Source organism: Emticicia sp. TH156 (assembly GCF_002855535.1).
GTDB classification, from domain to species: domain Bacteria; phylum Bacteroidota; class Bacteroidia; order Cytophagales; family Spirosomataceae; genus Emticicia; species Emticicia fluvialis.
The window spans coordinates 385,150-402,957 of sequence record NZ_PKRS01000001.1; the positions used below are offsets into that span (position 1 = coordinate 385,150).

At 41.9% G+C, this 17,808-nt stretch carries 17 protein-coding genes; 6 read left to right on the plus strand and 11 right to left on the minus strand.

Annotated elements, in window-relative coordinates; genetic code table 11:
* Positions 1–31 precede the first annotated feature (31 nt).
* Positions 32–256, minus strand: a complete 225-nt coding sequence (locus C0V77_RS23545) for a cysteine-rich CWC family protein (RefSeq protein WP_101724572.1) — start codon at positions 254–256, stop codon at positions 32–34.
* Entirely contained in the window at positions 257–763 is a 507-nt protein-coding gene (locus C0V77_RS01695) for a PAS domain-containing protein (RefSeq protein WP_101724573.1), read from the minus strand.
* A gap of 156 nt (positions 764–919) precedes the next feature.
* Between C0V77_RS01695 and C0V77_RS01700 the strand changes: the two genes are divergently transcribed.
* The gene (locus C0V77_RS01700; RefSeq protein ID WP_101725022.1) at positions 920–3,343 is read left to right on the plus strand and encodes an endonuclease MutS2; all 2,424 of its coding nucleotides are present in this window, start codon (positions 920–922) and stop codon (positions 3,341–3,343) included.
* A 57-nt stretch (positions 3,344–3,400) separates the two neighbouring features.
* Here the strand turns inward: C0V77_RS01700 and lysS are convergent, their stop codons facing one another.
* Positions 3,401–5,113: a lysine--tRNA ligase gene (lysS, locus tag C0V77_RS01705; RefSeq protein WP_101724574.1), complete on the minus strand. Its 1,713-nt coding sequence runs from the start codon at positions 5,111–5,113 to the stop codon at positions 3,401–3,403.
* A gap of 174 nt (positions 5,114–5,287) precedes the next feature.
* Here lysS and C0V77_RS01710 point away from each other — a divergent pair, with 174 nt between their 5' ends.
* Together C0V77_RS01710 and C0V77_RS22910 are read left to right on the plus strand one after the other, a co-directional pair.
* Positions 5,288–6,139, plus strand: coding sequence for an SPFH domain-containing protein (locus C0V77_RS01710; protein WP_101724575.1), 852 nt, complete (start codon positions 5,288–5,290; stop codon positions 6,137–6,139).
* Positions 6,139–6,303 carry an Arc family DNA-binding protein gene (locus tag C0V77_RS22910; RefSeq protein WP_143705986.1) on the plus strand — a complete coding sequence of 55 codons (165 nt, stop codon included), beginning with the start codon at positions 6,139–6,141 and terminating at the stop codon, positions 6,301–6,303. Before C0V77_RS01710 ends, C0V77_RS22910 begins: the two co-directional genes overlap by 1 nt.
* Before the next feature lie 76 nt (positions 6,304–6,379).
* Here the strand turns inward: C0V77_RS22910 and C0V77_RS01715 are convergent, their stop codons facing one another.
* Positions 6,380–6,985 (minus strand): hypothetical protein, encoded by a 606-nt coding sequence (locus tag C0V77_RS01715; RefSeq protein ID WP_101724576.1) that lies wholly within the window; start codon positions 6,983–6,985, stop codon positions 6,380–6,382.
* A gap of 139 nt (positions 6,986–7,124) precedes the next feature.
* Between C0V77_RS01715 and asnS the strand changes: the two genes are divergently transcribed.
* Together asnS and C0V77_RS01725 are read left to right on the plus strand one after the other, a co-directional pair.
* Positions 7,125–8,552, plus strand: coding sequence for an asparagine--tRNA ligase (gene asnS / locus C0V77_RS01720; protein ID WP_101724577.1), 1,428 nt, complete (start codon positions 7,125–7,127; stop codon positions 8,550–8,552).
* 13 nt (positions 8,553–8,565) lie between these two features.
* A complete protein-coding gene (locus C0V77_RS01725) occupies positions 8,566–9,651 on the plus strand; it encodes a complex I subunit 1 family protein (RefSeq protein ID WP_101724578.1) in 1,086 nt (361 codons plus the stop codon).
* On the opposite strand, the gene C0V77_RS01730 is transcribed toward C0V77_RS01725, so the two are convergent.
* The 5 genes from C0V77_RS01730 to C0V77_RS01750 form a co-directional block, all read right to left on the minus strand.
* Positions 9,648–10,433, minus strand: coding sequence for a LytTR family DNA-binding domain-containing protein (locus tag C0V77_RS01730; RefSeq protein ID WP_101724579.1), 786 nt, complete (start codon positions 10,431–10,433; stop codon positions 9,648–9,650). The two genes, C0V77_RS01725 and C0V77_RS01730, sit on opposite strands and share 4 nt — an antisense overlap.
* Before the next feature lies 1 nt (position 10,434).
* The gene (locus tag C0V77_RS01735; RefSeq protein ID WP_229236176.1) at positions 10,435–11,460 is read right to left on the minus strand and encodes a sensor histidine kinase; all 1,026 of its coding nucleotides are present in this window, start codon (positions 11,458–11,460) and stop codon (positions 10,435–10,437) included.
* Positions 11,457–12,143 (minus strand): ABC transporter ATP-binding protein, encoded by a 687-nt coding sequence (locus C0V77_RS01740; protein ID WP_101724580.1) that lies wholly within the window; start codon positions 12,141–12,143, stop codon positions 11,457–11,459. The genes C0V77_RS01735 and C0V77_RS01740 overlap by 4 nt, the downstream gene beginning before the upstream one ends.
* A gap of 87 nt (positions 12,144–12,230) precedes the next feature.
* The gene (locus C0V77_RS01745) at positions 12,231–13,481 is read right to left on the minus strand and encodes an ABC transporter permease (RefSeq protein ID WP_101724581.1); all 1,251 of its coding nucleotides are present in this window, start codon (positions 13,479–13,481) and stop codon (positions 12,231–12,233) included.
* Between the two features lie 27 nt (positions 13,482–13,508).
* Positions 13,509–14,609, minus strand: coding sequence for an efflux RND transporter periplasmic adaptor subunit (locus tag C0V77_RS01750; protein WP_101724582.1), 1,101 nt, complete (start codon positions 14,607–14,609; stop codon positions 13,509–13,511).
* 251 nt (positions 14,610–14,860) lie between these two features.
* Here C0V77_RS01750 and C0V77_RS01755 point away from each other — a divergent pair, with 251 nt between their 5' ends.
* Positions 14,861–15,334, plus strand: coding sequence for a lipocalin family protein (locus tag C0V77_RS01755; protein WP_101724583.1), 474 nt, complete (start codon positions 14,861–14,863; stop codon positions 15,332–15,334).
* A gap of 60 nt (positions 15,335–15,394) precedes the next feature.
* Here C0V77_RS01755 and C0V77_RS01760 read toward each other — a convergent pair whose 3' ends face one another.
* Complete coding sequence (locus tag C0V77_RS01760) at positions 15,395–15,856, minus strand: regulatory protein RecX (protein WP_101724584.1); 462 nt, start codon at positions 15,854–15,856, stop codon at positions 15,395–15,397.
* A 4-nt stretch (positions 15,857–15,860) separates the two neighbouring features.
* Positions 15,861–17,684 (minus strand): ABC transporter ATP-binding protein, encoded by a 1,824-nt coding sequence (locus C0V77_RS01765; protein WP_101724585.1) that lies wholly within the window; start codon positions 17,682–17,684, stop codon positions 15,861–15,863.
* Positions 17,685–17,808: the final 124 nt, after the last annotated feature.

Consider the following 17,808-nt stretch of genomic DNA (forward strand, 5'->3'; position numbering starts at 1 on the left):
AAGAGGCCTCAATCAAAAAAAATGAATAACCTCAGTTATTATTGACCCATGATGCAGGTTTTTGCTCTTTTTTTAAAGTTTCAAGGCATTTAATGCAAAGGCAGGAGCTATACATTTTACCAATTTCTGCTATCAGAGCATCAGAAAGGAGAATAGATTTGCAAGCGCAATTGTTGATTTCTGATGCCAGACAAGTAAATGCCTGCTGACAGCGGGGGCAGACCTGCGACGGATATGTTGTAGAAAGGTGCGACAATTAATTTACCTCTTTTTCAATAGCAATAAAATGTGTAACAATATTATCCTGATTTCGCAACGGTGCAATACTCAGCCCACACCAGTAAGTCTCACCATTTTTCCGGTAATTCAATATTCTGGCTTTTAGAGGCTCAAACTTAGACAGTCTATCATTAATTAACTCTCTGGTAGGCTTATGTGTTCTTTTACCCTGCAAAAACGTAGGTTTTTTACCAATAATTTCGCATTTTTCATAGCCGGTCATGGCTACAAAAGCTCTGCTTGCCCAAACAATTTCTTTTGATACGTCTGTAATTATCAAGGCGTAATTTTCCATCAGATACGACTTATAATCACTATCAGGTTGCCATTGGTTTAATACCGTTAACTCATCCAGTTCGGTCATATCCTGATGCACTTCTAACCTTTGGCTCATGTTGATACTGGCGATATCCCAACAAAGCAATGGAGCAAAAACGGGTTTACTTTGAGAATCTTCTCTTGAAAAAAGCGGTAGATTAAACATTGACTTATTTTTTAAGACTATACCATTTGTTGAACTTAATTGTTTAAATTTTTTTTAAATAATGGCTTTGGGCTCCATAAAACGGGTCTCAATGGGCCTTTTACCTGTCAAAGACCGGAAAATTTAGTAAATTTGTATCTGTTTTTAAATAAAAAAATGCTTTACCCACAAAACATAGAACAAAAAATAGGGTTTGATAAAATTCGTGAACTCATTGCCGAACAATGTATCAGCTCGCTTGGGCGGGCCTTTGTTGAAAAAATTCGTTTTTCGGACGACTATAAACTGATTGACCGTTTAATAAGACAAGCTGCAGAGTTTAAACTGATATTGCAGGTTGAACCGGGTTTTCCGGAGCAAAACTACATTGATGTCAGCGATGCCCTGGCGCGTGCATCTATTGAAGGCGCTTTTATAGGCGAAGACCAGTTTTTTGAAATAAAACTTTCGCTGCGCACTATTCAACAGATTATACATTTCTTTAAAGGTAAAGAAGAGACTATCTACCCTGAGCTAAAACTGCTTACTGCTAATTCATTACCAGTTTCGGCCGATGACGGCTGGGGTAGCGTAATATCTCAGATTGATAAGATTATTGACGAAAGAGGCAAGGTGCGCGACTCAGCATCACCCGAACTGGCTGATATTCGCCGACGCCTGATTGCAGAACAAAGCGAACTAAGAAAAACCCTTGAACGGATTTTACGCACTGCACGTAACAGCGGCTGGATAGGCGATGATATGTCTTTGACCATCCGCGATGGGCGGATGGTTATTCCGATTCTGTCGGAACACAAGCGCAAGCTGAGAGGCTTTGTACACGATGAGTCTGCAACCGGACAAATGGCCTTTGTTGAACCCGCCGAGGTGCTGGAAGCCAATAATGAAATAAGGGAGCTGGAAGCCCGTGAACGCCGTGAGATAGTAAAAATACTTGAAAAACTCACCGCTTTTCTTCGTCCACATGTGCCTGCGCTGCGTAAGGCGTATCTGTTTTTAGGTCTGATAGACTTTATCAGAGCCAAGGCTAAGTTTGGCTTGACCATCAATGGTACTGCTCCCCTGCTGGTAGAAAACCAGGCTTTGGAATGGTACAGAGCCACCCACCCATTGTTGTATCTGGCACATCAGAAACTCAATAAATCTATTGTACCGCTGTCAATAAAACTTGACCATGAAAATAGAATAGTGCTGGTATCCGGGCCAAACGCCGGCGGAAAATCGGTCATGCTCAAAACCATAGGGTTGGTGCAATACATGGCGCAATGTGGCCTGTTGGTACCCGCATCGCCCGATTCAAAAGTGGGCATATTCAAGAATATATTCATTGATATAGGCGACGAGCAGAGCATAGAAAACGACCTCAGTACCTATAGCTCGCACCTCACCAACATGAAGCACTTTGTCAATTTCTCAAACAAGTTTACCTTGTTTTTAATTGATGAATTTGGAACCGGAACTGAACCCAGCCTGGGTGGAGCTATTGCAGAATCGATTCTTGAACAGCTAGTGCGCGCAAAGGCCTACGGGGTTATTAATACGCATTATACCAACCTGAAAGTTTTTGCCAATAAAAACAGCGGAACCATCAACGGCGCCATGAAGTTTGATGCCGAACATCTGGAACCTCTTTATGAACTTGAAATTGGCAAACCCGGTAGCTCTTTTGCTTTGGAAGTAGCCCAGAAAATTGGCTTACCCAAGCAGGTAGTAGATAACGCCAAGCGCAAATTAGGCACCCAGCAGATTGATTTCGAGAAGCTGATTAAAGAGCTTGAAATTGAGCGTAAGGTGTTTGCTGACAGAAACAAGGAGTTTCTTGAGAAAAACCAACAGTTAAAAAACACGCTTGAGCAATATAACGGCCTGAAGAGTTTTCTGGAAACTGAGAAAAAGAAGATTCTGAACGATGCCAAAGCGCAAGCCAAGGAGTTGCTAAAGGAAACCAACCGTAAGATTGAAAGTACGATTAAAGAAATAAAAGAAGGCAAGGCTGATAAGGATTTAACAAGGCTTATCCGCCAGGAACTACAAAACTTTGAAAGTAAGGAGCTGAAACCCGAAAAGGTAGATGAACCCAAGCCAGCATCAGAAGAATGGATTGCCGATGACGGGGCTATAACTGTAGGAAGTTTCGTAAGAATTAAAGGGCAAACAGCCGTAGGAGAGTTACTATCTATGAAAGGCAAAGATGCCGAGGTAGCCATTGGAGAGTTGAAAACTAATGTAAAACTGAACAGGCTGGAGAAACTGAGCCGTAAAGAGTTTAAGGAAGCCGTGAAAGAGAGCATCAAACCCAAAATGAGCGGAATTGACCTGAACGAAAAGATGATGAATTTCAGCTTTAACCTTGATTTACGAGGCAAACGCGGTGAAGAGGCACTCGGTGAAGTTGACAGCCTGATGAACGATGCCATTATGCTGGGGTATCCCGAATTACGCATCATTCACGGCAAAGGCGATGGTATTCTAAGAACTCTGATACGCCAACACCTACGCAGCTACAAACAGGTAGCAGGCATGACCGACGAACACGCCGACCGTGGCGGACAAGGGGTAACGATTGTGAGGATGAAATAAAACGAATAAGGCTGTCTTGCGAGACAGCCTTATTCGTTAAAGTATATTTCCGGGCAATCACTCCACCCAAGCCTTCACTTCATCAAGCGTTGGCATTTTTTCTTCAATTTTCAGTTTCTTTCTCAATCCACCCAAATCATTGAAAATCTTGTTGGCGTTGGCTCCTTTCAGTTGGTCTGTCATTACAAAGCCCATTTTCTGCAAGGCAGGAATCCAGACTTTCGGTACGCCAATAGCTTCGTAATCTACCTCGGTTGATACCTCCTGTTTTTTCTCAGGGCGCATCTGTGGGAAGAACAATACCTCCTGAATACTGGCATTATCTGTCAGCATCATAGTCAGGCGGTCAATACCAATACCGATACCTGCCGTTGGCGGCATTCCGTATTCCAACGAACGGATAAAGTCCTCATCCATCGCCATTGCTTCTTCATCCCCACGTTCGGCCAGTTTCAATTGTTCTTCAAAACGTTCTCGCTGGTCAATCGGGTCGTTCAACTCAGAGTAGGCATTGGCAACTTCTTTGCCGTTAACAAACAGTTCGAAACGCTCAACTAAGCCCGGTTTTGTACGGTGCTTCTTGGTTAATGGCGACATCTCAACCGGATAATCGATAATGAACGTAGGCTGAATTAGATTAGCTTCAACTTTTTCACCAAAAATCTCATCTATCAACTTGGCCTTACCCATAGTATCATCTATCTGCATTCCCCACTGGCGGCAATACTGGCGGGTTTCTTCTTCCGATAAGGCGCCCACATCAACGCCCGTGTATTTTTCAATGGCTTCCAGAATACTTAAACGGGCAAACGGCCCGGCAAAATCGAGTTCGTGTTCACCCGATTTGAATCTGGTAGTACCATGCACGGCTAATGCTACTTTTTCAAAGATTTCTTCCGTTATGTTCATCATCCATTCGTAGTCTTTGTAGGCTACGTAGAATTCCAGAGAGGTAAACTCAGGGTTGTGGGTTCTGTCCATACCTTCATTGCGGAACATCTTGCCAAACTCATATACTCCGTCAAAGCCACCAACTATCAACCTTTTCAGGTATAATTCGTTGGCAATACGCATATACAAAGGCATATCAAGTGTATTATGATGCGTTTTGAACGGGCGAGCCGCTGCCCCGCCATGAATAGGCTGCAGAATCGGGGTTTCTACTTCAAGCCAGCCTCTTTCATCAAACATCTGGCGCATGGTGCTGATGATTCTGGCCCTTTTGATAAAAATATCTTTTACATGCGGGTTTACTATTAAATCCACATAACGCTGGCGGTAACGCAACTCAGGGTCAGAGAAAGCATCATACACTTTACCGTCTACCTCTTTTACAACCGGTAGCGGGCGTAACGATTTATTCAGAATCTTGAACTCTGTTACATGTATTGAAATCTCATTGGTTTGGGTAGTGAACACAAAACCCTTCACACCAATGATATCACCGATATCAAGTAATTTTTTAAAAACTGTATTGTATAAAGTCTTGTCTTCGCCCGGGCACAAATCATCCCGACGGAAGTACAATTGTATTCTTCCTGTTGAATCCTGCAATTCAACAAATGAGGCGCTGCCCATAATCCGGAAGCTCATCAGGCGGCCCGCAATGGAAACATTCTTATAGTCTAACTTATTGTTTTCGTAATTCTTATGAATATCGGCAGTGTTTACATTTACCTCAAATAACTCGGCCGGGTATGGGTCAATGCCCATAGCCATTAAATCTTGTCTTTTCTGACGGCGCAGAATTTCCTGTTCGCTAAGAACCATCGCTTTATCTTTTTATTTTCAATTCGTTATAAGCCGCAAAGTTAAAAATAAAATGTCAATTATTATTAATTACCGTTTATCTGTAAAAACCCTCACCCATCATTTTTTCTTTTGGCAATGTCAGGCATTTCAATATCTTTGTGATATCATTTTAATATCAAACAAAAACCCCTTATGAAAGAGAAAGAACTTTACTCGCAATCCGGATACCTGCTGCTGTTAGGTGGATTACTTTTAATGATAGTACCCTTCTTCACCTTTTTTACCTATGCACCCTTGCTGGCTATTATCGTTGGTCTGGCTGGCTTTATTCTTATTATTGGCTTAACGGTAATTAATCCTAACGAAGCAGCCGTTACTACGTTCTTTGGCGACTACATGGGTACAATGAAACAGAATGGGCTGCGCTGGGTGAATCCGTTGTTTCGTCGTAAGAAAATAAGCCTGCGTGCCAGAAACCTGAACGGACAAAAGCTGAAAGTAAACGACAAAATGGGCAACCCCATAGAAATTGCAGCCGTAGTGGTATGGCGGGTGAGCGACACAGCAAAGGCTGTTTTTGAAGTAGATGACTATCTTAAATTTGTGGATATTCAGTCAGAAGCCGCCGTGCGGCACCTTGCCAGCTCTTATGCCTATGATAACATAGAAGACGAAAGCGCCAACATTACCCTTCGCGATGGCTCGGGGAAAATCAACGAAATGTTGGAAAAAGAACTGAACGAGCGCATTGCCCAGGCCGGTGTTGAGGTAATAGAGGCGCGTATAAGCCACCTGTCTTATGCCCCTGAAATTGCAGGCGCCATGTTGCAACGCCAACAGGCAACCGCAGTGGTAGCTGCCCGTAAGCAAATTGTTGAAGGTGCCGTAGGTATGGTAGAAATGGCTTTGGCCAGATTGTCAGAAAAAGAGATTGTACATCTGGATGAAGAACGTAAAGCCGCTATGGTAAGCAATTTATTGGTAGTTTTGTGTGGTGAAAAATCTGTGAGCCCCGTGGTAAATACCGGAACCCTGTATAACTGATGGCCAACGAAAAAAAAGCATTTGTATTAAGAATCAGTCCTGATGTGCTGAAAGAACTGGAGAAGTGGTCGGCAGAGGAATTCAGAAGCCTGAACGGACAGATAGAGTACATCTTGAACGATGCTCTGAAAAAACGTAAAAAGAGCAAAAAAAATGAAGAGTAAATGAGCAGGAGGTATCATTTTGGTATCTCCTGCGTGAATATGTATGTACCCCTAGCCCCTAAAGGGGAATTTTCAATCAGAGCTTTATTCCTTCTTCTTCCAGATACTTCCCGATATTAATATTAATGCCATCAAAAAGCTCTACATCCTTATTCCAATCTTTAATCAGCCAGTCTTCGTTGGGTGAAGTCACTATCACCTGTTGAGTTGCCGTAACAACCCAAAAAACTTTCTCTACACCAAATTCAAATAGCTTTCCGGTTTTGCGTGTAAGATATTCCATGAAGCTTGTTTCACTCAAATCGGCGTTCGTATCAACTTCTATTATATATTTGGGTGGTACATCTGAGTATTTCGTAGTGATTTTATCTGGTGTAAGCACCTGTTTATCATAAACCAGAATATCTCCTGCCAGGGTATCTTTGTATCCTAACTTCAAACCTGATTCATTCGTATGTATTCTGTATTTTTTCTTATCATAAAAAATATGAATAATCTCAAGTATAAAGTTAACCAACTCAGATTGTAGTGAACTGCTACCCATTATTTCTTCAGCATTAAGTTGTTTTTTTACAGCCTCCTTATAGCCTTTATAATAAACCGGCTCTCCATCCATTACTTCATAGATGAATTCTTCAGGTATTTTATTCTTGGCTGTCTTTTTAGTTGTCTCAAGCACCATCTCTATTTCTAATTTATTGAAACTAAGTTACACAATCTGTTTAATTACTAATACAACAATTTGTTTTTATTTCTACAAATGCCACGTATAACTAGCTATTTTTATCTATTTTTGCGGTTCATTACAAGATTTTATTTTTATGCAAATCAAAGAAATACTTACACAGACACCTGTACAACAAGAAGTAACGGTAAAAGGCTGGGTGCGTACAAAGAGGGGGCAGGCAGCCGTAACATTTATAGCAATTAATGACGGTTCTACCATCCATAATATTCAGGCAGTAGTAGAAGGAAATACAATTAATGAAGAAACGCTTAAGCTGGTTACTACCGGAGCCTGCGTGGCCATAACCGGAAAACTGATTGCCTCGGTGGGTTCAGGACAGGCTGTAGAAGTACAAGCAGAAAAAATAGAAGTTTACGGCACAGCCGACGAGACTTTTCCGATGCAACCCAAACGCCACTCAATGGAGTTTCTGCGCGAAAAAGCTCACCTGCGCTTCCGTACTAATACCTTCGGAGCCGTATTCCGTATTCGTCATGCGCTGGCCTTCGCCATTCATAAATATTTTAACGATAAAGGCTTCTTTTACCTGCATACGCCCATCATTACGGCGTCTGATGCCGAGGGTGCCGGTGAAATGTTTCATGTAACAACGCTTGATATTAAAAATCCTCCTAAAACAGAAACGGGAGATATTGACTATAAAGAAGATTTCTTTGGCCGCGAAACCAGCTTAACGGTATCGGGCCAGTTGGAAGGAGAATTGGGCGCGCTGGCACTTTCGAAAATTTACACTTTCGGGCCAACCTTCCGTGCCGAAAACTCTAACACCACCCGCCACCTGGCTGAGTTCTGGATGATTGAGCCGGAAGTTGCCTTCTATGAACTGGAAGACAACATGACACTGGCAGAAGATTTTGTGCAAAATGTGATTCAATACGCATTGGAAAACTGTGCCGATGATCTGGCTTTCTTAGAAAAACGTTTGTTGGAAGAAGAGAAAAACAAGCCACAGAACGAGCGCAGCCCGATGTCGTTGATTGAAAAACTGCGTTTTGTGGTTGACAATCAGTTTGAACGTTTAACTTATACCGAGGCAATTGATATTCTGTTGAAATCAAAAGCGCATAAAGAGAAGAAATTCCAGTATCCGGTTGAATGGGGTATCGATTTGCAATCGGAACACGAGCGTTATCTGGTAGAAAAACACTTTAAAAAACCGGTTATTCTGACCAACTATCCACGTGAAATCAAGGCATTCTATATGAAACAGGATGCCGATGGTAAGACTGTGAGAGCAATGGACGTATTGTTTCCGGGAATTGGTGAAATAATCGGAGGCTCTCAACGTGAAGACGACTACGAAAAACTGGTAACCCGCGTGAAAGAAGTAGGCATAGACCCTGAAAACATCTGGTGGTATCTGGAGACCCGTAAGTTTGGTTCTGCTCCGCATGCAGGGTTTGGCTTAGGGTTTGAACGTCTGGTTCTGTTTGTAACCGGCATGACCAACATTCGTGATGTAATTGCGTTCCCGAGAACACCTAAGAGTGCTGAATTTTAATTATTGCTACTAAATGCTCCTTACGCTCGCTATATTTCTTGCTATTGTTTTTACCAATGTGGTGGTCGGGGTTTATCTCGAGCGTAAGGTTTCTGCTTTTATACAAGACCGCCTAGGCCCTATGGAAGTAGGCAAATGGGGGCTTTTGCAGCTCATTGCCGACTTACTGAAACTGATACAGAAAGAAGACATTACCCCTGCCAATGCCGATCGTAATTTGTTTAAGTTTGCCCCTATCATGCTGTTTATGGTGGTTTTTGCAGGCTTTGCAGTTTTCCCGCTTTCGGCTGGTATGCCCGGCTCAGGTACTAAAACCGGGGTCTTTCTTTTGCTAGCTGTTGTTTCTTTAGATATTCTGGCTATTCTGATGGCAGGTTGGGCCTCTAACAACAAATATTCATTACTGGGAGCCATGCGCTCGGTAGCACAGATTATCTCTTATGAAGTACCCCTGGGGCTATCTGTACTTTGCGTGATATTAATTACCCAGACGCTCGATTTACAGGAAATCAGTTTTCAGCAGGGTATTTTCTGGGACGAGAAAAACTATTTGTTTGGCATTAAGGCTTTGGGCGTTGAAACAAGCACAGTAGGTGGTTTTCTGACCTGGAATGTATTCCGTAATCCGTTTTTGATTATTGTTTTTGTTATTTACTTCATAGCCTCTCTGGCTGAAAGCAACCGGGCACCCTTTGACCTGCCCGAGGCAGAATCAGAATTGATATCAGGTTTTCATACCGAATATTCAGGGTTCAGGTGGGCAATCATGATGCTCTCAGAATACGCCATGATGCTGCTGGTGTCGATACTTGGGGTTATACTTTTTTTAGGTGGCTGGAATACGCCTTTCCCTAATATCGGCCCGATTGAGCTGGCAAGCTGGACAAGCGGAGAGCCAGGGCATTGGTCTGGTAACCTCTGGGGGGCTTTCTGGTTGTTATCTAAGTCTTATCTGCTGATTTTTGTTCAGATGTGGTTGCGATGGACCCTCCCGCGTTTGCGCGTAGACCAACTGATGCACCTTTCATGGAAAGTGCTTACGCCGTTTTGTCTTGTCTTTCTTTTGATTTCAGGTATCTGGCGTTTGCTGATGGTTTAGCCTTGCTCAAACCAGCCTCTAAACTGATGTGCTTTTTCTTTACTTATTACAATCTCTTCTTTAGTTGGCACCTGCAATTTTAGTTCTATTTTGCCTGTAAAGTGCGTTCTATAGCTTTCTATGGCCATTTTATTAACAATAAATTGCCTGTTAGCGCGGAAGAAATCATTAGGATTCAATAACTCCTCAACCTCATCTAACGAATTATAGTCAGTTATCAGCCTTTGAGTATCTTTTTCACCGAATGCCTGCAACCAGATAACCTCATCTCTGTAAAAACAGGCAATCTTGTTATCGGCAACGGCCACAATGCTACGTTGGTGGTGGGCGGTAAAGCGCGTTTTATATTTCTGACTTAAAACCTTCGACTTCAAATCGGTTAACAGATTTTCCAGTTGTTCATGATAACTATCGGGCTTTACAACACCGCTGTTTCTTTTAAATTTCTCAAAGGCAGTTCTGAGTTCTTCTTTATCAATGGGTTTCAGCAAATAATCAATACTGTTTAACTTAAAGGCTCTGATGGCGTATTCATCATAAGCTGTAGTAAAAATAATAGGGCAACTGATTTCTGCCTCATGAAAGAAATCAAAGCTAACCCCATCTGATAGCTGTATGTCAGACAGAATAATATCAGGAGCCTGATGCGTTTCAAACCATTTTATGGCCTCTTTTACACTACCTATTGTGGCTAATAAAGTAGCTGTGGGTTCAAGTTCTTTTACCAGATTGGCCAGGTTTCTCGCTACCAGAGGTTCATCCTCAATTATCAGAATATTCATATCAAATCAAAGGTATAGTAACCGTAAAATACTGGTCTGTTTCTGTAACTGTAATTTCTCTGTTACTTAAAAAACCATAAAGTGTCTGCAGGTTAATCAGCCCCTGGCCGTTTGATGTCTCCAGCTGTTTCTTTCTTTGTAGATTATTACTTATAGAAAGCACATCACCCTCAGTTTTAATTTCAATTCTTAGCGGATTACTTTCATTAATTATATTGTGCTTCGTTGCGTTTTCTATCAGAATTTGTAAAGTAACGGGGGTAATTTGTAAGTCGAGCGTATCATCAGCTATATCAAAAACAATAACCAGTGCATCGGCGAAACGGGTTTTCAATAAACTTACATAGTTTTTTATAAACCCAAGCTCGGTTTCCAGGCTTACCAACCCCTTCTCTTTACTTTTAAGTACATACCTGAATACCTTTGACAATTGCTGCAAAAACTCTCTGGCTAAAGCCGGGTCGTCCTGAATCAGGGAGTCGAGAGAGGTAAGACTGTTAAAAAGAAAATGTGGGTTCAGCTGGTTTTTCAGGTTATCAAACTGTACCTGCGATTTCTCTTTTTCCAGATTACTTGCTCTTAGCTGATTCTCCTGCCATTTCTGAATAGAGTAGTAGGTAAAGTGTGTCAGATTCAATAATCCAACTGCCAGTACCTGCGTAACTGTACCTGTTACCCGTGCCAGGTGTGTGAGCTCGCTACGAACCAGAAAGCGGAATTTCTCAATTCTGAATATCTCAATGCCGAGATACAACACCAGCCTTGTAAGTAAATTAAGAAAAACAAATGTAATAAGAATCTGTGGAATCAGGCGCTTAAAAACTCCTTCATCATAAGGTAGTACTTTGTCGAAATACGCATATAACTTTCTGAAAAATACAACCGTTGAAAACAACACAAAGCTGGATATTAAAGAAAGCAAAACATTTGTCTGGGCATCTATTTCAAAAACATACCATCTGATAAACGTTGAGCCGCTCACCATCAGTATTACTATTAACGCTATGATTTTATTCCTTTTGCTCATGAACTTTTATGACTTCTCAGAATCTGCCCGTCTGACATCTCAATAATCCTGTCGCTGCCTTTGGCAAAGTCGGGGTCATGAGTTACAGTAATAATGGTCTGATGGTTCTCATGGGCAATCTGCTTGAAGATATTAAACACAACCTCTGAGTTTTTCTTGTCAAGGTTACCGGTGGGTTCATCGCCCATTACAATGGTGGGGTCATTAATCAGCGCACGTGCAATGGCTACCCGCTGCTGTTGCCCTCCTGAAAGTTTAGATGACTGTTTAAGCGCGTGGTCTTGCATATCTACCAGTTTAAGTTTCTGATAGGCCCTTTCTTGTACTTCTTTAGACGAATACTTGCCAAGTTTAAGAGCGGGCAACATTACGTTCTGTAATACGGTAAACTCTGGCAGCAGGAAATGAAACTGAAATACAAACCCCAGGTGTTCGTTACGGAAGGCCGCCAGTTGGTCTTGTGTTTTGCCCGTCAGACGCTCACCATTCATTTCAAGGTCTCCCTCATAATCGGTATCCATCGTAGAAAGTATGTACAGCAGAGTAGATTTACCGCAGCCCGACTTACCAATCAAAGAAAGAAACTCACCTTTCTCGGCATCGAAGGATATGTTTTTAAGTACCTGAAATTTTTCAGGTTCATAAAAGTATTTGTTGATATGATTAGCTGACAGAACTTTCATTTTCTTTTGGCTTCCTTATTAAGTTTCCCCTCCGTGAAAAATGAGCGACTGTTGCCCGAGGGAATTTAAAAAATCAGAACAATAAACCTACCCTCTCAAAATAGCCACGGGGTCAATTTTTGCGGCTTTTCTGGCCGGGAAATACCCCGCCAGGATAGTGGTTATTACACCAAACCCTAAACCCATGATGTAATATTTGATATTGAAAATAACCGGGAAGGTCTTCACATCCAGAAAATCACCCGCATCAAATGGTGTCTTAGATAACAAATAACTTAAACCAAACCCAATGATTATGCCTAAAAGCGCACCTAAAACCCCAATGATTATAGATTGAATAAGAAACACTGCCACAATATCTTTGCCGCCAAATCCGGTGGCTTTCAGAATGGCAATGTCTTTCATTTTGTTTACTACATTCATATTCATAATGTTGTAGATACCAAATCCGGCCACCACCAGCAGGGTTATTGATACAATAATAACCATGGCATTTCTGATTTTATCGCCCGACATAAAGGCCGAGTTGGCCTCGGCCCAGTCCTGGGTTTTATAGCCATATTGTGTTTTCAACACTTTGGCGTAGTCAAGAGCTGCCTGAGAGTCTTTCATTTTTATGTGGATGTCGGTCACATAACTTTTATCTTTTTGCAGTATTTCCTGCACCATAGACATATTAGCATAGCATTTCACGCCGTCAACGGTCTGAATACCAAAGCCATAGACACCCACCACCTTAACCAGCTTCAGATTTCCTGTAGGCGTGGTTACTGTCAGTTTGTCGCCTACTTTCACGTTCAGATTACGCGCCAGAATGGTACCCATCAGAATTCCGTTCGGGTTTGACAACAAATCATCCATACTACCAGACTTAATCCGTTTTCTGATATTGTAGATTTTATCTTCCTTCAGAATTTCAACGCCTGATATCTGCCCTGAAACCGGGATTGGTCCTTTATTAAAAAACACCTGTGAGCTTATCTGCGGCGAAACTCCCAACACTGCCGGGTCTTTTTCAATATTCGCCACAATCTGCAATCCGCTTTTAATATTGGCCAGTTCGTTTTTGGGTAGCTGGTGATGTATTACATTAAATGCCCCCGGATTTACCTCGTCTATCAGGCTGGGGTGGTTACTGGTTATCTCTTTATAGATTCTTACATGAGGCGTGGCATCAAGGGCGGAGTCTTCCAGAAACTTGTTGACACCCTTAATAAACGAAATCATGACAATAAACATGGCGATACCAAACGTTACCCCCAGCATGGCTATCAGGGTTTGTTTCTTTTTGGTAAGCAAATGCGTTTTTGCTATTTGAAAAGATATTTTTAAATCCATCGTATTTGCTTTAAATATCAATAGCTGTTAATTACCAGTTGTCACAATTGATTTTTCGTTCAGCCCGCCTTTCACCTCTACCAGGTCAAGGTTTTCTACGCCTTTGGTAATCTTTACTTTCTTTTTGTCGCCGTTTTCCTCAATCCAGACCGAGTCATTACCAACAAGATAGGTTTTCGGAATAGTGAGCACCCGCGGGTTCTGAGAGATAATAATGTTGCCCTCTAGTGTCATACCATAATAGGCGTTGGGTTTTTCACCAACAAATTCCGCATCTACCCTGAAGGTCTGGTCGGCTTTATTAAGCTTGGGGTAAAGTTTCGTTACCCTTGCTTTAAATACTTTGTTCTTGTACACGTCAATTTTCACCAGTACCTCCTGCCCGGGTTTTACTTTTGAAAAATCACCTTCATCAATGGCCAGTTGGGCATAAATTTCATTGGCATCGCCTATTAATGCTATTTGTTCTCCTCTGCGCACCAGTTCTCCCTGTTTTTTGTAAATCTCGTAAATCTTGCCTGCCTCAAAGGTTTTTATTCGGTAATTATCGCCTTCACGTGCATTTACTCTGAAGTTTGACTGCGAGTTCTGTAGGTCTACATATAACTGGCTTCGGGTTCTTTGCAATGCTTTCTGGCGAGTGGTAATTTCTGTTTTAGAGGTCTGATACGCCAACTCAGCCCGTTCATATTCAACGCGGGTGGTAGCGTTGCGGTCATATAATTCTTTCTGACGAAAATAATTTACAGAGTCATTCGCCAGTTTGGTTCGGGCGCTCTGTAGCTGAGAGGTGAGTTCTGCCAGTACCGGAGAATTGGCACCGTAGTTAGTCTCTGACTGACGCAGAATATTGCCAGCTGCTTCCAGACGGGCATCCTGAGAGACACTTTCCAACTGAAAAATCAATTGGTTCCTGGTAACCAGGTCTCCTTCAAATGCAGTCTGACGAATCAGAAAGCCATCGGCATTGGCTGTAAGCCTGTATTCATTTTTCGGGTAGATATTCCCCGAGGCATATACAGCCTCAGTTAAAGATTTATACGCAGGCGAGGTGGATTTCTCATTGCCGTTGTTGCAGGCAGCTATAAAAACCTGGATAAAAACCAGATAAATGAAAATCTTTTTCATGTGATGATGTCAATACAACTATTGATTGTCTTAAACCTTTTGAAACCCGTTTGCAGGTCCACTTTACAAATAGATAAGTAATATACAAAAGCATCAAGAAAACATGAACGAAACGGAAGAAAATAATAGTGAGACCCGTCTGTTTAACATTAATGAAAGGGAATTATTAAGCCGATTAAGAGACTACGTTTTGGTATTTTTTCGTTAATTGACAGATTAAAACGTTTTTACTCACTAAAAGACCATTATTAATGAATATTTCAGTATTTCGCAGAGTAGCGGTATTGTTGGTTTTGGCTACAGTTTTGTTTGCAGTAACTAATTGTTCTAAAAAAGATGAGCCAACGGGGCAAAGTACGGGTATAGAAGGAAGATGGAAGTTTACAGCCGTTTATACGAAATCTGGCAATGCAGCCGAAGTTGATAACTTTGGTTTAATAGTAGCCGGTTATCCCTGCTTTGCTAAAATTGAAATTACTTTCAAGTCTGATGGTTTTATATCAGCAAATGTGCCAACCGAATGTAAGGCAGTGGTAAATGACTTTGTGGGGAATGTAGACGGAAAAAAATACGAAGTAAAGAACGGGAAAATTACCATTCTGGATGGCTCGACCATTATTCTGAATATGGATGTTACTTTTAAAGGTAACCAGATGGACTGGCTGGAAACCACCACATCGGGTGGCACTAGCAGTTCAACCAGACTAGTTTTAACAAAACAATAGAAACTGGCAGAACGTTAAATTTGAGGGTCTGTCATCCGGTAAATGACAGCCTCCTCAAATTTAAGAAGCCATAGATTTGTTTATTACCTCCCAAACCAAATCACTTTCATAACCTTTGCCTATGGCGAAGCGTGCCAGCTTTTGTTTCAGTATCTGTGGGTGTTTTTCGGTTCGTAGTTCGTGCCGTTTCTTAGAAATCAGCTCATTGAGCGTAGCCAGATAGTCATTGTCTTCAATTTCAGCCATAGCCTCTCTGATGGCGTGGGGCGATAATTTCCGGGCTTTCAGTTCATGCAGTATCTTTTTTCTGCCCCAGTGTTTAACTCTGAACTTGCCTCCGGCAAATATTTTGGCAAAACGGCCTTCGTTCAGGTAATTCTCTTCTATCAGATACACAATTATTTCTTCGGCTTCGTCTCCAAACACGCCCCATTGCTGCAAGCGCTCACGCACTTCTGCTTGTGTGCGTTCCTGATAAGCGCAGTAATTAGCAGCCTTCACGAGCATATCCTTCCGAATCATGGCTTTAAAGTGTCTGTAACAAACTCAGTTTCTTATAAAATCCGTTCTCAATTTTCAACAATTCTTCATGGCTGCCTCTTTCAATAATTTCGCCTTTATGCACTACCAGAATCTCGTCGGCACTTTGTATGGTGCTTAATCTATGCGCAATAACCAGTGTAGTGCGGTTCTGCATCAGCTTCGTGAGGGCATCCTGCACCAGTTTTTCTGATTCTGTATCTAAGGCCGAGGTGGCCTCGTCCAGAATCAGTATGGGCGGGTTCTGCAGAATAGCTCTGGCAATTGACAATCGCTGGCGTTGCCCGCCCGAAAGTTTGGTGCCTCTGTCGCCAATTACAGTCTGGTAACCCTCCGGTTGCTGTATTATAAAATCATGTGCATTGGCTATTCGGGCCGCTTGTAATACTTCTGCCTCTGTAACTGTTTTTCCGAAAGCAATGTTATTAAAAATGCTATCATTAAATAAAACGGCTTCCTGTGTTACTATGCCCATTAATCCACGAAGCGACTGCTGCGATACATGTTTTAGAGACAGCCCGTCAATGAGTATTTCCCCGGCTGTAGGGTCGTAGAATCTTGGCACTAAATCGGCAATGGTAGACTTACCCCCACCCGATGAGCCAACCAAGGCAATGGTTTTACCTTTTGACAAGCCAAAATTGATGTTCTTCAATACCTGAACCGTACCATCATACGAAAAGTCTACATTCCTGAATGTTACGCTCTCGTTGAAATCTGTTATATCAACCGGGTTTTTATCATTCACTACTTCCGAGTGGCTGTCAATCAGGTTCAATACTCTTTCACCTGACGCCAAACCTCTTTGTGCTGAACTAAAGGCATTGGATATTTCTTTAGCCGGACGCATAACCTGAGAAAAAATGCCAATGTAGGTTATAAACTCTGCTGCTTCAAGTGTCGATTCGTTTGATAGAATCAATGACCCCCCATATAATAAAATACCTATTACTACAAAAACCCCCATGATTTCAGAAAACGGTGAGGCCATCTCTCTTCTGGAAGCCAAACTAAAAATTGATTTACGATAAGCCTGGTTTTCTTCTTTAAATTTGTTTGTTACAAAGTTTTCGGCCACAAAGCCTTTTACCACGCGCATGCCGCCAAACACCTCGTCCATCAGGCTAATTAAATTACTCAGTCTTTTCTGGCCTTCACCTGCATTGTGCTTCATTTTCTTTACCAGCGTAGAAATAAAAATACCTGAAACCGGAATAACCAATAACGCAAAGAGTGTGAGATTCCACGAAATGGCAAACAAAGTTACTATATACGACAAAAACAGGAAGAACTCTTTGGTAGCAGCCGAGAAGGTATTGGCAATTGAGTTTTCAACCTCTTGTACATCGGTTACAATACGTGATATCAGATTCCCCTTACGTTCGTTGCTAAAAAAGCCCAGATGCAGATGAATGGCCTTGCTGAATACGGCCTGCCGCAGGTTGGCCACCATATTAGACTTGAAGTTTTCGAGGAGCCTGACACTGATGTACTTAAAAATGTTTGACAAAACTATGGTAACACCCACGGTACCACATACAAACTGTAAAGCGCCCTGCTTACCGTTTTCTTTCAGGAAAGTGGCAAAGAAAAAATTAAACTGCTGGATGGGGTTGATGCCAATGGGTGGCTTCAGCATACCCTTCATCTCCTCAGGGCTTACCTGGTTAAAAAGAACTTTTAAGAGGGGTATTAACAATGTAAAATTCAATACGCCGAAAACACTTGCCAACAGGGAGGTTATAAGAAAAGGAACGATGAAGTTTCCTAATGGACGAGCGTATGAAAGTAATCTGAGGTAATTCTTCATTGAGCACACATCGGCTACCGCCGTGAATTTCTAAATAGTACAATTTTAAAGGCAGCAAAGTTCGGAAAGATACAGTGATAAAACTAAGGATTAGATTAAAAAGCAGTAGCTGAAGGCAATACGC